We start from the raw sequence: 13,619 nt of genomic DNA, 5'->3' as shown, positions 1-13,619 counted from the left end.
AACTCTAACCAGTTCGGCTTTTTCATGCGTAGGGACTTTTGCGGGGGTTCATCCCGTTTTCCTCCTCAAGATGGTCAGTGCCGGTCCTCTCGAATCGGTCGCTGATACTTTATTTGCCGCCTCAATCAACTGCTCAAGCTCTGCGGTAGAATAGTGGCTCGTAACGCTGCCATTCTTGTGCCCCAAGAGCGCCTTCCGATCCTCCAGTGTCACGCCCGCTGCACGAAGCCTTCTGCCAAAGGTGTGTTTGAGGTCGTGAATCCTGATCGATCTGAACCCAGGGTGTGCCGGTGACTTGTGTTCCATTTCCCACTTCGCCGCCGCTCTCACCCTGGCCTTCTTCCACGCTGTGTCATTCATCCGGTGCATCGGGGTCGGATCGCCTTCGTCCGGTTGCCCATACGGGAAGACATACTTCGAATGCAGGCTGCGCTGTCCATCGATGACCGACATCGCCACCTTGTTCAGCACCACCAGCCTTTCATCGCCATTCTTCACGCCAGACTTTTCACTTCTCCCGCCAAAGTCAGCAGGGATCAGGAACACACTCGTTCCCAGTTCCGGCACTCGGATTTCCCAATCCCACTGAAGCTTGCAGACTTCCTGCTCCCGGCAACCAGTGTTCACCTTGTAGAGCGACATCCTCAACAGGTGGTCAGGGATTTCCGAGAACAACATCGACTGCTCTGCCCATGACATGGGGTAGGGCTTCCTGCTCGACTTCCTTTCCTCCAGCATCGAGATCATCGGCACGCTATCCAGCCACGGCCGCTTCTCTGCGTCTCGCCACTTCCTGTGGCACAGGTTCAAGATCCGAACAACACGCTGTAAGGCGATGTTGACCGTCCGGTTCGAAACACCTGGCTTCACCTTCCCCCTTTCTGTCTTGGTTGGCTTCTGCCGGTCGCGCTTAAACTTGGCTAGCGTTCCGTCATCTATATGGGTGATCGGCAGATCGCCGATGTACGGATCCAGCTGTTCGATGTGAGATGCGGACAGACCGATTGATGCCTGATGCTTGAACTCCACCAGGAACCGGGTGGCCGCCTCGCGCCAGGTTCGCACCTGGCGCACGCCGTAAACCTTTTCCTGTCTGAGCTTTTCGAGCCGGTGGATCAGGTACTGCTCCGCTTCCTGCCTTTCGCTTGCTCCAGTGCTTTCCTGAAGTCGCTGACCTCTGACGACCTTGTCGATGTGCCAGATTCCGTTTCTCTCGTAGAGACCGGAGATCGTTTTTCGCGCCATTTATTAACTCCTTGGCGCCCACTGCGGGGCCGATTGTTGTCCTCATTGCTGGCTTTTTCAATTGCCATCGACTCGATGTACGTGTCTGCCCATGCGTCCAGTTCAAGCCTGTCGAATGCAACGCCTTGTTTCCCAATGGGGAATTCGTGAATGTGTGGGCGTACTTCGGCGTCAAACACGGCGCGGCACATGCCCAGGTACGCCGGTGCCTGTTTGGCCCGGATAAAGCGGGGGAGGAGTGCGAGATCTGCGGTCATTTCTTTTAAAATTCCCCATCGACTCGGCAAACGGGCCCGTTGGTCAATTTCTGTCTCAGTTGGCTTTGGCGAGTAGGGAAGGCTTCTCCCTCCCACTTCCCTGCCTTGCCGCGAATAGCGCCATGGTGTCCGTAACAGTGGGATTTTTTACTGGCAAAGAGCTTCTGGCAGGCCTCAAACAAAGCAGCCTCACCTTCAATTGATTTCAATTCCTGCCCAGCCATCGAGCCAACCTGAATCCATCCCGACTTGTCGCGGCCATAGTTTTCAGTTTTGAACAGCCGGTAGCGGTTCCTGTGCCCGGTGTTGGGCGACGAGCTCTCCGTGTTCAGGTAGAAGTGGGCGCCTCCTTGGCGCACCTGCAGCACTGTTTTAGCCATTGCGGACCTCTCCAGGTACCGAGCGAAGACTGAGCAATCGGATGCCGCAAGCTTTGGCCAGCTCTTGCAGATCTCGTACGGTGGTTTGTTCTCGTTTCATAGCCATACCCAGGTCGATCAGTCGCTGGCCGAACTCGGCGAATTCGCTTGATTGAAGCGGTGGTTGATTGGTCACTGCATGTCCTCTAGGTTAAGGGTTGCTTACAAGACGGTTTCTCCAAGGCGAGCAAAGGCCTACCGCGTTGTTGGCGTTCGCAAAAATGGTGAAGACTCAAGGGTTTGCCGTGAGGCAAATGAGGAGTAATGTAAAATTAGCATTAGCTAAATAATCAGTCAATACTAATTGCTAAAATGTATTTGTATGTTGTTTTGAGAGAGCGGCAGATGCGACACGGCGCTACTCGTAGTGGAGATTCAATGGTGATACGTTTCGCGTCGCAAGTAAGGGTATATGCCGAAAGGAGCGCGCATAGTCCTGAACTCGGACAAAAGCAAAACCTCTACCAAGCCTCAGATTGGCAAGGGTTACTGAATGCCAAAGAAAAAGCCGGAAAGTAGAGCGGTACCGACGGCGACTGCTAGTGACATTGAGCGCGCAATACAGGCCTTGAACAGTATGGCTGAACGCCTTTGGGGTGATGGTCGGGAAGCCGAAGCGAAAGCACTCCTCGACGCCCTGGATGCTCTGAACCGGGCGCTGGACCGGATCAGGATTGGCGAAAGCCGCAAGACTCTTCATTAAAACAGTGCCTGGACATCGGGTTGGTGTTAGCCAGGTTAACAGTTGTCGCGACAATCATTTAGAGGTACGGCGGATCACCCGGCGCAAGGGAATCCCAGCCGATCTGGAACGAGGGCTGATGGCATGGCGCACTCGCTTGGATACGAGATTGGGAATCAGTCCGTACCATCGAGGCGGAGGTCGGGAAGCTGCTCGATTTGGCTACACCGCTTTAGGAAGCTGGGAATGATGACTTGGCTAGATTTCTCGATCCAAACGAATAAGCTTCTTAAGGTGGCGGTAGCATTGAGAGTTGCCTTGGCGGGTTGATTACGCTTGAGGGGCGTGGCGGCATCAACTCAAAGATGACGGTTAGTGATCTGGCGAGCATAAATTTGTAAGGAATGGTTATGCGGCTAAGCTATCAAGATGGTGTGCCGATTTGAAGGACGCCCAACCCGTTCAGCTCGTAGAGTCCTATCTCATGATAAATAGCTACGATGAGCGTTAAACGCACGCGACCTTCTGAGTCGACAGACAAGGTTGGAAAGACGAAAGCTAAAGAAAATCTTACCGGAAGGTTTCGTAACATCGAGGATCAACGTCTATTTGAAAGATATGTAGAGCGGAGGGTTAAGGCTCGCGCGTTAGCCCCTTCGGTAGACGAGGCGAAAGAGCAAGACCATACTCAAGCCATGAGCGAAACTACTTTGGACCAAATCGAACAGAAGCTAACCGCCATAGAAGAGCGGATGGATAAGCGTATCGATCGGATTGAAGCCGCAGAGGGAAAACGGGCAGAATCATGGCGCCGAGAGCAGGAGGCTTATCGAAAGGAGCAGGAGGCGCGCGATCGGTTGTTTGCTGAGCGCTCTGAGGCGACCAATAGAAGGCTAGAGGATAGAGATAAAATCATCGACTCTAAGCTTGACGCAGTGAATAGCTCAATCATGTCTGCGGCTGTGCAGGTCGGCAATCTTGACTCAAAATTATCGACCAATTTGAAGGCGGTAAAGGATTCTAATCGCTCCACTGCTCAATTTATTATCGGTACCGTCATTGCTTCGGTGCTGGCTATGCTAGCAATCAATGCGACAATTATTTATGGGGCAAAAAGCTTCTTCGACGCAGGCAAGGAAATTGCTACGCTCCAGTCTAGCATTGATGATCTGAAGAAAAGCATTAGCTCCCAAAGCCCAGCGCCAACACTAAAGCCTGAGACACCTTCACCCCAGCCAAGCTCAAAAAATCGATGATAGCCCGGCCCAGCGCCGGGCTTTTTCATTCTGCGTTTTCACAAGCTTTCACGCTCCCGAGCATAGGGTGAAGGCAGCTCCTTGTGATCCTTTCAGCCCGCGCTCCCCACGCGGACTTTTCTTTGCCTGCAATTTATTGAGAGGTTCTGAGATTCACCTGAACCCCTAGTTCAGACTCTCGCGCTCTCAGAAGCTCGGATGTTCCGATTTGGTCCATGACTAATCGCAACGCGTACCATCGGCTTCTCCTAATGCTGTCTATCCTTTTTTAAGCACAGCTCCAATCCTTTACCGTAAAAAAAGGTATACACCATGAGCAGCCCAATACTCTCGATGCGAGGCTACAATCCGGACACACAAATAACCATGCAAATAAAGAGATCTACTCCTGAGGGCTTCGGCTATGCGTTATCGGAGGGAGTGCAATTTAATGTGAATATGCAGGTCCCTCCATCTGGGGCGATATTTGTAGATGCCAATAACAACGGCGTTATAGAGATCTCGGTGACAAGCGAACATACCATCGATGACGCATGGGCGCTTTTCCCCCTCAGTGCCGAGCCGATCTCTGCCCCACATCTTGAAATTGCCACATTCATTTCAACTGACAAAAAATCAGTTACCTTCAACGTCCGAACAGCTGATTCCGGCGCATTGATATTCACAACTGCGTTCCTGGTCCAGTTCGCTCCTGCTTGAAGCTGAGTCGAAATTAGCGATTCTCAGCCGCAAGCCTGGAATGAGTCCGCCACCCGTGGACTTGGGCATCCGTACCCTCTGCTCAAGCTTCAGAGCTTGTCTGAGCGATACCGGGGAGGGCGGCGGTGATCTCTTCCATCGTCGCCTTGTCGCGCTCAAAGTAAGCAGCACCGGCATGTGTCATCGCTAGCTGATGATCTCCAATCTTGACGACATCAACCAACGCAAAAAGCGAGATCAGCTCTAACCCTTCCGCTCTGCGGATCTCTGTCTCCCACGACTCATTACCCTCTTTCAACATATCGGCAAAGTCTTTTGCCTCTTCGTACGCGCCGAAAAGTTCAAGCATTTCTGTCGACCAAGTTTTACTGCGGTCGCGATACGCAATCGTCTCTGGGGATCCTGGACTCCCGAGGTAAAAGGCATGTCTGTTTGCGAGAGCTTGCGCGTCCGGATGATTGGGCCCGCGTCGAATTATCCAAGCGCCGTTCGGGCCCTTCACGCTTATATGTGGAATGAGGACATACTGCATGATAGTGGGTTCATCATCGAAGGCGTTGTACGGCAAGACTGGGCGCCCCAGATGCAACGCTGTCGCCCCGCAGTCCAACTTTATGCGATAGCTGTCCGACGATTCCCATATCCCAAAGCGCTCGTGTATTTTCATCAGCCTAATGATCGCGGGTATCAGCACTTGGGATTTCTTCGCCATCATGGGGGCAATCCGAAGCAACTTTTTATCTCGGTGGCTGATTTCTTCTAGCGGTACCGGCTCGAGATCTGCCGGGGTGAACTCTACGAACTCCCACTCAAGTAGGCCTTCTTTCTCTTGGGCCGCTAATGCCTGCAGACGCTCCGGTTCCATGTACAGCTGTTCCGGTCGTAATGGGATCGAGTCTGTCTCTCGTGTTGCCCGGCCGGCGCTGGTGACAGGTTTAATTGAATCGATCGCCGTTCTCCAATCGCAGCCAGGCTCAGTCCAAATTGGAGTGACGTCAGGGAATACCACGCCCGACGTGCTGCTCTCCGGTTTTCCGAAGTAATAGCTAACGTACGGAAGGGCGCCGAAGAAAGTTTTCGTTATTCTCCTGGGCGCGGGGTGGGGGCCTTCAACGAGTCGATACTCCAGGACGAGATCAAGGTCGCCGCACGTCAGTGCACCGCGGGCGTATGAGCCGACGACCCATAGCGAAGTGATCTCGACCTGGGACGTTGCTGCTTTGTTGAAGAAATCTTTATGAGCGATGGTGCGGGTGGATGCTTCATCCAGCCTCTTGCAGATCCGTTCCAACTTCCTGGTGAAGGACTCGCGGGGATAACGCTTTTCGAGCTCCGCCATGCTCTTGTCTCTACACAAGGTGAGGAGAACGACCGTATCACTCAGGGGCGCTAAACCACCATTAGCAACGGGTACAGTCAGTATGTCTTTGGTCACGCATGCGCAAAAAAGCCCGTCGCTGGGAAAGCTTTGTTTGTATCGATTTGGGTTAGGCGAGCTATCGTTGTCTGAACAGCCACTTCCCCTCAGGTTGTCTCATTGGATTGTGAGAGCTGTAGTCAACCAGAGCGATGTGGGAGCTGGAAAGTTTCTGGAAGTGAACCACGAAATCAGAAGTGAGATAGCTAGCTAGGGGATTCCGACATGGATTCCATTGAGGGTGCCCGATGTGGGCGTGCCAGAGCTTGTTTAGCTGGGCGAATCGTATCTTCCTAGCCCGGTCTGGATCACTTTGAGGGACTGCGTCGGTGGGACCTATTTTGCCTTTGAACTTCAGCAACCCATGCATTTTGAAATGGTCAATAAAGTCGTCAATGAGGTCCTTTTCGTCATCAGAAAGGGCCGTGTAGAGCTTTGTGAAATGTTCGCTGAGGTCTACTTGTCCCGGCATTTTTCAGCGTTCTCGCGCATCCATACACGGAAATCCTCGCGCGACATATTCTCGGGCATTGTGAACCGTTCACCCCCGATAGCTTGTTGCATCCGTGCCAATTCAAAATTGACCTCTTCCGCAGAGTGATCGTGGCGCGGTGGCTGATAGTCTCGCTTCATGATTTTTTGCCTAGTCGCTTAACGCAGTGGGAAATCGTAATTTACGATGCACCTATGGACCACTGTATAGCCTCTGATTGTCGGCGCCATGAAATGTTGGGTTTTTTGCATGGTTCCATGCCACTTTCAGATAAAAGGATTCAAGCAAAAAATGAGCCATTTTTGTAAGTGCAGTCAGGCAATTGGCTTAAAAGCTTCAGCCAGTCCTTGCGTCTATGGCCGAGATGATCTCAGCGTGTCGTTGCTTCGCATCATGCCAAGCATTCAGCGACACCTGCTTGGCAGCGGTTGCTTCATGAGCAATCTCATCAGACTGGCACTGCATATCGAGCAACCGCATGTCCATGGTGTCTATCTTGTCATTCAGCTTTTTTATCAGCTTCCTGATAGTGACGACTTCAAAGAATGCCAAGGCAGCAAAAACGAAAGCAATGAGGTAGTGATAATCAAAGTCCATTTCTCGTCTCGCAGACTGAGTAAAATACACCAGATCGGAACATAGGAGACCGTATCACTACGACTGCCTGATTCACCCTCAGCAACCGGTACTGCCGAAAGTCAGGACTTTAGGGGGGATGGAGTACGGAATCATATCTCGCTTGGCTCTCCGCCAACAGCAGGAATAGCTAGCAACTCTAAAAGAGCTTTGCCGAAGCTCACAGATGAAAATAGCTCTCCAAATGATGCTTTTAGTTCCTCACCTGAGTAGCAAGCCTGATTTTCACCTTCATAGCTAATCGTGCATGGGAACCCATTTACATGTTGTTTCCAGTTGGCGATTTTTTTTCGCGCACTAGCTTCTCCCTCACGATGCTTTGCTACAAGGTAAATTGCATTTTCGTTGTAGTATTCGGGAGGTGCATTGTTCATTGAGCCTTGAAATTTGTTGATTGTATCGAATATGTTGGTTTGAGTTGCTCTTTCGATAGAAATAGTTGCCCCTGGAAAAGATTCCAGGGAGCTGTTTACTTTTTGAAAAGTTTCATTAACTTCTATATTCGCTTCTTCGGCTGCAGTGGCTTTTTTTAACCCCTGGTTAACGGCTTCGAGAAAGTCCATTATGCAATCCTTCTTATGTGGCTGAGTATCGGGTAATGATCTGATATTTCGTTCCAGGCAAGGTCGACATCTTGTATGGGGATGTCATTTATTATTTCTGCACCTTTATCTATAAACTGCCAATTTGGCTGTAGAAAGGCCGATGAGAAAAGAATCTGGTCGAATGTTTTCCAGTGGGTCATATTCCCATCGTCTTGAAAGTAACAGCTTCCTGAAGACCTAGGGTGATGTTTGATTTCATCCATCGAGCCTAGACAACTCCAAAATGGGTTGAAAAGGCTGCGCGGTTTTCGTAAGACAAATGCAGCGTCGCGGCTAGCTGACAGATGATCCTGAATGGGTTTATCAAAAGGTTCATCATTAAAGTCACCAAGTATCACGATCAACGAATTGCCGTTGTTGGATAAAATCTCATCTACGTTCGTTCTTAGTCTTACTCCCAGTTTTATTCGTTGAGGGCTCTCATGTGGATAGCTTTTTCGGCTCTGCCAATGGCACAGTATTAACGAGAGCGGTACGTTATCGTTCAGAATAAAATTTGCGGAAATTCCAGCTTTCAGTTTTTTATCGGTTACGGTGTCCCAAGCGTTCAATGACTCTCCGTAGCTTGTGATACTTAGTTTTTTTGAATTGTAAATAAGGCAGAAGTCCTCGATTGAGTTTCCTTGTTTTTTATATAGGTTTACTAATTTGAGGTCTGTATTTTCAAGGCTTTCAATGATGTTGTTTATTAGGTCTATATCTTGCTCGTTAACTTCGCAAATACCCAGTACATCAACCTCTCTATCCTCGAGGAGAGTTATTATGGAGATTGCGAACCCTAAATTTGGTTCTTTTTTTTTGGCTTTTGTAGACGGCGGCGATAGTCCGCAGTTCCACCACGCGAATTTTAAATCCATTGGATTACTCTCTAGCATCTCACCCACTTAGTCACATTACTTGCGAGCTTGACTGGTGTCTATGGGGGACGAGCCTCTGATGCTTGGGAAGGTAGAAAACTCTACAATTCTTCCTGATTCGTACAGGTATTGAATGGTCAAGGGTCTATCTTGATAGGAAATTTCTAAATCAGACTTTGCTAATGGTTATTTCCCCATCTTCATCATCAATTGCGTCAATTCGATCCAGCAACCCAGGCTCATCTGCTTCGATCATATTCCGCGTTTCTGGATCTTTGGCGCGCTCCCTCAGGCCGGCCATGGTTAATTTGCGGATTAATTCTTCAGTAGTGATGCCAAGGCTAGAAGCTGTGGTGTCCAGAAACTTTGCCTCTTCAGCGGAAAATTCTATCTCTATCTCATGAGTGGATTTTCGCAGCTCAGGCATCAGATCGTACGCATCTAGTTTTAGAACGCGCCCCAATTTAAGGGCGCCACCTAGACGGGGTTTAGATCGACCTGCTTCATACCGGACGATTTGAGGCAGGCTGATGCCACTCTGTTCCGAAAGGTCTTTCTGGGTTAACCCCGCTTCAGATCGAGCCCATAGGAGGCGTTCTGAGAAAGGTCTGGAGTCGGTCATCAGGGTAGCTGCCTTTCAATTACTAGGTTTGATATCACTATACCAGACAGGAAATGATCTCCTATGATCGGTATTGACATGTGATCACAAGAGGTATCAAATGATCATAAGTGATCACTTCAGCAAGGGCCGGGAGGTTAAAAATGAAGCAAACGAAGACACCGCTGGTGATTCGCCTACCAGTGCAAGTTAGAGAGTGGTTGGACGCGAAATCAGAGGATAACGGGAGGTCAACGAACGGAGAGGTTGTTTTCCGGTTGAGGAAAATGATGGAGCAGGAGCTGTTGTATGAAAAACAACAGGCATGAAAAAGCCCCAAGCGCGCCAACGCTTGAGGCCATGAAGCAGAACGTCAATCTTCTAGGAAAAACGTCATGGATAAGCATACCGCAGTAAACGAAAAACTCAATGCTGGCGCTATCTGTATGCCCGTCACGGTGGAGTTGTCTTTCACGATTTGCAACCCGGACCAGGAACACTTGCTTGCTGTGCGGGCTGGGATCCCAGTAACGGATGCCCTTGAGGAGGCGTCCTGCATTCTCAGTGAGTTGAAATCTTCACTTGAGGCAGCTGCCATGGGAGTCGATGGAATCACGCCTAATCAGGCATGGCTACTGTTCCGAGCTGCGAATACGGCGAAGGTTATTGTCGATTCGACGCATGCAGGCTTGGAGAGAGCGCAATGATTTCCTCTAGTCAGCACCGGCAGGCTGGCGTCGCGACACATTTTCAGACTCAACAGAATGTGTCGCGCACTATGTCGTCCATTGAGATCTCCGAACTGGTCGGGTCGCGTCACGATAGCGTGAAGCGGACCATTGAACGCCTGGCAGAGCGCGGCGCCATCCAACTCCCACCATTGGTGGAAGTTAAAAATCATCTGCAACAGGTCATCGAGCAGTACCAGGTTTGCAAGCGCGATAGCTTCGTCGTAGTCGCCCAGCTCAGCCCTGAGTTTACGGCTCGTCTGGTTGATCGCTGGCAGGAACTGGAACAGCTAGTTAAGCCAACCTTCGACTACGCGGCAGCACTGAGCGATCCCAGAACACTCCTGGCGCTGCTCACCGAGAACGTGACGAAGGTTGTCTCGTTGGAGGCGGACAACATCGAGCTCTCGAAAGAGAACTACGAACTGGAAGTGAAGGTGGCGCAGGATGCGCCGAAGGTGGCCTTCCACGACATGGTCGCGGTATCGCATAAGACGTACAACGCTGCTCAGGCCGCAAAGGTCATCGGCACCGGCCGCACTCGGTTGTTGCAGTTCATGCGCCAGAAGGGATGGGTGACCAGGACCAACGAGCCATACCAGGCGAAGATCGAGGCAGGTTTGCTCGATGTGAAACTTGGCACCTTTGAGCATCCAATCGACGGCACGATCCCGACGTGCTCGACGCTGATCACCGGCAAGGGGCTGACCAAGCTGCAGGCGATGTGGCAGAGCAGGGAAGAGGACTTGCTGAGGTAGCAGCAGAGAGCCCGGCCTAGCGCCGGGCTTTTGCTATCTGAGCTTCAGGACTTTTCGGCGTTGGTTTTTTCGAGCAGGCCGGCGATGCCTTCCAGCAGCACCAGGTCCGATTCCTTGAGTTTGCCCTTTGCCGCGGCTCTGGCCAGCTTATCGATGATGGCTACCGCTCTCGGAGAGGCAGTTCCTAGCATCGCTTGGTAAGCAGGGGACTGTTCACGAACGATCTCATGACGGGTGAACTCACCCTCGATGACGTTCGAACCGTAGTTACCCGGGTTGACCAGAACGCCAGGCGCCAAGCCGATTTTCTGCTCTAGATTGAGCGCCGCTTTCTCCCCCAGCCCTCGATGGCCATTGAGGATCTGAGACAAATAGGACGCGTCCAGATCGTGCTGGTCGGCGAAATCTTTCTGACTGAGTTGGCCGATTACACGCCGCAGCGCTTCGACCCGAAGAGTTTTCATATCCATAGGCGAATAGTGACCCTGCGTTAGCAAACAGTAAATTATTAACTGCTATTGCTATGTAAATTAGCAAAGAGTAATCTGAAGCTCTTTCGGAGATCACTATGACCCTACTCGACCTCATTCGCTCCTTGGAGCCGACCCAGCTGGATGCTCTAGCCGAACGAAGTGGCACCAGCGTCGGCAACCTCAAACAGATTGCCTACGGCTATCGCCTGGCTGGTCCTGGTCTCGCCATCAATCTCGATCGAGAGTCGGGGAGGGCGGTCACGTGCGAAGAACTGCGCCCTGATATCGACTGGGCCTATCTACGCAATTCTCCAACCGACTCCGAGCAATCCGCCGCCTGATTCGATGAGCAAAGTTTCGCTCATCGACAAGACGTGATGCCACGACAACCGCCAAGAGGTTTCCCGAATGGAACAGGTACATCGCGCAATTCATGAAGCAGTGCTTGATGCGGGGCCAAAGCAGTTGGCTCACCTGATGGGCATGAGCCACACCGCGCTGCTCAATCGCAGCAATCCGAATGACGACTCACATCGACTGAACCTGGAGCAGTTCCTACAGATTCTGGTGCACAGCAAAAATCCTGAGCCACTGCAGCTGTTGGCAAGTGCCTTGGGGTACGAGTTGGTACCGCAGGTAAAGCCCGAGGGGGTCAGCCTGATTCAAGCGCTTGTCCACTTGGCTGCCGAGTCCGGCGATGTGTCCCGCGCTGTTCATGACGCCATCGCCGATGGACATGTCTCGCAGATTGAGAAGGCGGGGATCCAGAAGGAAATCGGCCATGTGAGGCAGAGTCTGCTGATTTTGGAGGAGTCGGTGAAGGCGGCGTAAAGACGCTAGCAGCGCAGGGCTTGCATATTTTCAAACGGGTGGATGATGAAAATCGCCCGGCCCAGAAAGCAACAAACCCGGCGGGAACCGGGCTTATTAAATCGTCCTGTGCAACCAGGACAACACATCTCGTAGAGGTATTTATCATGGCACACGTAATCCGTAGTGAACAAGCCCAACGACTGATGGTGATCAACTACCCGCTTATTCGTACGCGGGACGACCTGAGTTTTACAGCTCGTGATGTCCGAGGGATCTTGGTCAATTGGCCGCGGAACAACCCCGGCGTTGCCACCGACTGGGAAAAGGGCAAGACGTTCTTCGACCACGAAGTCAGCGCATTAGCGGCCTTTGACGAAACCGAAGCGTTCGAAGCCATCCAGTTCGCAATCACCGATATGTGCGGTCGCTGCACATGCCTTGAACTTGGTTTTGCTGAGCGCATTGCTGCAGCTGCCGTGTTGGGACTGCGCGCCATGCGAAATGGCGAAGACGACTTTGCTCCTCTCGATCGGGAGGACAGCTAATGGCTCGCTTACAGGAAATGCTTGTAGAGCCTTCAACAGCCTGCAAGATCGCCGGCCCTTGGCCTTCCTATGTCAGCTTCCGGAATCTTCCCGAGCGTGAACGCTGGGTGCTTTACGGCAGCGCCAAGGCATACCGGCATGCTCTGGAGGATCAGGGGTTCGTGATGGCTGAGTCTTACGACGCTTTCATCAAGCGCGTGACTGACGAGATGGAGCTCTGACCTATGAGCCTGTTGTTCAATTTCCGCCCCTTGGTTATCAACCCTCAGCTTGCAGAGCGTATTGGGCTGAACGAAGCGATCGTGCTGCAACAGCTCAAGTATTGGCTGAACGAGACCGAGTCAGGTGTAGAGCATGAGGGGCAACGCTGGGTCTACAACACGATCGAGCAGTGGCAAAAGCAGTTCCCGTTTTGGTCGGCTGATACGGTAAAACGGACGCTCACATCACTCCAAAAACAGGGGTTGGTGGTGGTCGAAAAACTGGCCAAGGCCAAGCATGACCAGACGAACCATTACACGATCAACTATCAAGCTGATGCCCTGATCGAACAGGGCAATTTGCACCGATCAGAGGAGGGCAATTTGCCCCAATCGGTTGGGGCAGAATGCCCTGATCTTCTTACAGAGATTACAACAAAGACTACTACAGAGACTTCTTCGTGCAGTTCGGGCAATCCGCTGGAAGAGTTCGAACGGTTCTGGAAGCTTTACCCGAACTCAAAGAGCAAAAAGGACGCACGCAGGGCATGGCTAAAACTGAACCCGAATCCAGAGCTTTGCCAAACGATGATGACTGCCTTGGGCACTCACTGCCTATCTCGTGACTGGACGAAAGATGAAGGTCAGTTCGTACCGATGGCATCCACCTGGCTGAACGGTGAGCGCTGGAACGACGTGCTCAAACCGCCCTGCGTCAGTTCAAGTTCGGCCTATCACGGTCTGCCGAACCATACGCAAGAGATGTATCCGGAGGTGAAGCATGGCGCGAACTTCTAATTTTTGCAGGCAGCCGCGCGTCCGCTTTTTTGACCTCGAGTGCCCGCTGCATGGTTCGGTGAATAGCTCCGAGGTTGAGCAATTCGACGGCTCTGTCTTGCTTCGTGGCTGCAACCATTGTCATTGGGAGGCATTGC

Annotated in this window: 20 protein-coding genes; 11 read left to right on the top strand and 9 right to left on the bottom strand. The window is 51.7% G+C overall.

Going from position 1 to position 13,619, the window contains the following annotated elements; genetic code table 11:
* Window positions 1-48: 48 nt before the first annotated feature.
* The 3 genes from ACM110_RS14345 to ACM110_RS14335 form a co-directional block, all read right to left on the bottom strand.
* A complete protein-coding gene (locus tag ACM110_RS14345; protein WP_416128273.1) occupies window positions 49-1,245 on the bottom strand; it encodes a tyrosine-type recombinase/integrase in 1,197 nt (398 codons plus the stop codon).
* 262 nt (window positions 1,246-1,507) lie between these two features.
* Window positions 1,508-1,882 (bottom strand): hypothetical protein, encoded by a 375-nt coding sequence (locus ACM110_RS14340; RefSeq protein ID WP_416128272.1) that lies wholly within the window; start codon window positions 1,880-1,882, stop codon window positions 1,508-1,510.
* Window positions 1,875-2,057: a hypothetical protein gene (locus tag ACM110_RS14335; protein WP_416128271.1), complete on the bottom strand. Its 183-nt coding sequence runs from the start codon at window positions 2,055-2,057 to the stop codon at window positions 1,875-1,877. The genes ACM110_RS14340 and ACM110_RS14335 overlap by 8 nt, the downstream gene beginning before the upstream one ends.
* 357 nt (window positions 2,058-2,414) lie before the next feature.
* Between ACM110_RS14335 and ACM110_RS14330 the strand changes: the two genes are divergently transcribed.
* The 3 genes from ACM110_RS14330 to ACM110_RS14320 all read left to right on the top strand — a co-directional run bounded on the left by ACM110_RS14330 (window position 2,415) and on the right by ACM110_RS14320 (window position 4,558).
* Window positions 2,415-2,624 carry a hypothetical protein gene (locus tag ACM110_RS14330; RefSeq protein ID WP_416128270.1) on the top strand — a complete coding sequence of 70 codons (210 nt, stop codon included), beginning with the start codon at window positions 2,415-2,417 and terminating at the stop codon, window positions 2,622-2,624.
* Window positions 2,625-3,103: 479 nt separating this feature from the next.
* On the top strand, window positions 3,104-3,859 hold the full coding sequence (locus ACM110_RS14325; RefSeq protein ID WP_416128269.1) for a hypothetical protein: 756 nt from the start codon (window positions 3,104-3,106) through the stop codon (window positions 3,857-3,859).
* A gap of 312 nt (window positions 3,860-4,171) precedes the next feature.
* The gene (locus ACM110_RS14320) at window positions 4,172-4,558 is read left to right on the top strand and encodes a hypothetical protein (RefSeq protein ID WP_416128268.1); all 387 of its coding nucleotides are present in this window, start codon (window positions 4,172-4,174) and stop codon (window positions 4,556-4,558) included.
* 82 nt (window positions 4,559-4,640) lie between these two features.
* Here ACM110_RS14320 and ACM110_RS14315 read toward each other — a convergent pair whose 3' ends face one another.
* The 5 genes from ACM110_RS14315 to ACM110_RS14295 form a co-directional block, all read right to left on the bottom strand.
* Complete coding sequence (locus ACM110_RS14315; RefSeq protein WP_416128267.1) at window positions 4,641-5,897, bottom strand: hypothetical protein; 1,257 nt, start codon at window positions 5,895-5,897, stop codon at window positions 4,641-4,643.
* 907 nt (window positions 5,898-6,804) lie between these two features.
* On the bottom strand, window positions 6,805-7,065 hold the full coding sequence (locus ACM110_RS14310; protein ID WP_416128266.1) for a hypothetical protein: 261 nt from the start codon (window positions 7,063-7,065) through the stop codon (window positions 6,805-6,807).
* Window positions 7,066-7,196: 131 nt separating this feature from the next.
* Window positions 7,197-7,667, bottom strand: a complete 471-nt coding sequence (locus tag ACM110_RS14305; protein ID WP_416128265.1) for a hypothetical protein — start codon at window positions 7,665-7,667, stop codon at window positions 7,197-7,199.
* Window positions 7,667-8,566 carry an endonuclease/exonuclease/phosphatase family protein gene (locus ACM110_RS14300; RefSeq protein WP_416128264.1) on the bottom strand — a complete coding sequence of 300 codons (900 nt, stop codon included), beginning with the start codon at window positions 8,564-8,566 and terminating at the stop codon, window positions 7,667-7,669. Before ACM110_RS14300 ends, ACM110_RS14305 begins: the two co-directional genes overlap by 1 nt.
* A 169-nt stretch (window positions 8,567-8,735) precedes the next feature.
* Window positions 8,736-9,188 carry a helix-turn-helix transcriptional regulator gene (locus ACM110_RS14295; RefSeq protein WP_416128263.1) on the bottom strand — a complete coding sequence of 151 codons (453 nt, stop codon included), beginning with the start codon at window positions 9,186-9,188 and terminating at the stop codon, window positions 8,736-8,738.
* A gap of 143 nt (window positions 9,189-9,331) precedes the next feature.
* On the opposite strand from ACM110_RS14295, the gene ACM110_RS14290 reads away from it, so the two are divergent.
* The 3 genes from ACM110_RS14290 (at window position 9,332) to ACM110_RS14280 (ending at window position 10,653) form a co-directional block, all read left to right on the top strand.
* Entirely contained in the window at window positions 9,332-9,496 is a 165-nt protein-coding gene (locus ACM110_RS14290; RefSeq protein WP_217870810.1) for an Arc family DNA-binding protein, read from the top strand.
* A gap of 66 nt (window positions 9,497-9,562) precedes the next feature.
* Entirely contained in the window at window positions 9,563-9,874 is a 312-nt protein-coding gene (locus ACM110_RS14285; protein WP_416128262.1) for a DUF3077 domain-containing protein, read from the top strand.
* Window positions 9,871-10,653, top strand: coding sequence for a phage antirepressor KilAC domain-containing protein (locus tag ACM110_RS14280; protein WP_416128261.1), 783 nt, complete (start codon window positions 9,871-9,873; stop codon window positions 10,651-10,653). The genes ACM110_RS14285 and ACM110_RS14280 overlap by 4 nt, the downstream gene beginning before the upstream one ends.
* A gap of 44 nt (window positions 10,654-10,697) precedes the next feature.
* Here the strand turns inward: ACM110_RS14280 and ACM110_RS14275 are convergent, their stop codons facing one another.
* Window positions 10,698-11,123 (bottom strand): hypothetical protein, encoded by a 426-nt coding sequence (locus tag ACM110_RS14275; RefSeq protein WP_416128260.1) that lies wholly within the window; start codon window positions 11,121-11,123, stop codon window positions 10,698-10,700.
* A 98-nt stretch (window positions 11,124-11,221) separates the two neighbouring features.
* Between ACM110_RS14275 and ACM110_RS14270 the strand changes: the two genes are divergently transcribed.
* The 5 genes from ACM110_RS14270 (at window position 11,222) to ACM110_RS14250 (ending at window position 13,482) form a co-directional block, all read left to right on the top strand.
* Window positions 11,222-11,467 (top strand): transcriptional regulator, encoded by a 246-nt coding sequence (locus ACM110_RS14270; protein WP_416128259.1) that lies wholly within the window; start codon window positions 11,222-11,224, stop codon window positions 11,465-11,467.
* Window positions 11,468-11,534: 67 nt separating this feature from the next.
* Window positions 11,535-11,957 carry a phage regulatory CII family protein gene (locus tag ACM110_RS14265; RefSeq protein ID WP_217870795.1) on the top strand — a complete coding sequence of 141 codons (423 nt, stop codon included), beginning with the start codon at window positions 11,535-11,537 and terminating at the stop codon, window positions 11,955-11,957.
* Window positions 11,958-12,103: 146 nt separating this feature from the next.
* The gene (locus ACM110_RS14260) at window positions 12,104-12,484 is read left to right on the top strand and encodes a hypothetical protein (RefSeq protein WP_416128258.1); all 381 of its coding nucleotides are present in this window, start codon (window positions 12,104-12,106) and stop codon (window positions 12,482-12,484) included.
* On the top strand, window positions 12,484-12,705 hold the full coding sequence (locus tag ACM110_RS14255; protein WP_416128257.1) for a hypothetical protein: 222 nt from the start codon (window positions 12,484-12,486) through the stop codon (window positions 12,703-12,705). Before ACM110_RS14260 ends, ACM110_RS14255 begins: the two co-directional genes overlap by 1 nt.
* A gap of 3 nt (window positions 12,706-12,708) precedes the next feature.
* On the top strand, window positions 12,709-13,482 hold the full coding sequence (locus ACM110_RS14250; RefSeq protein WP_416128256.1) for a helix-turn-helix domain-containing protein: 774 nt from the start codon (window positions 12,709-12,711) through the stop codon (window positions 13,480-13,482).
* Window positions 13,483-13,619: the final 137 nt, after the last annotated feature.

Source organism: Pseudomonas sp. NFX98, from assembly GCF_047784845.1.
In the GTDB taxonomy this organism is placed as follows: domain Bacteria; phylum Pseudomonadota; class Gammaproteobacteria; order Pseudomonadales; family Pseudomonadaceae; genus Aquipseudomonas.
Note: the sequence above shows the minus strand (reverse complement) of the source record. Positions and strands in the feature narration are given on the sequence as shown.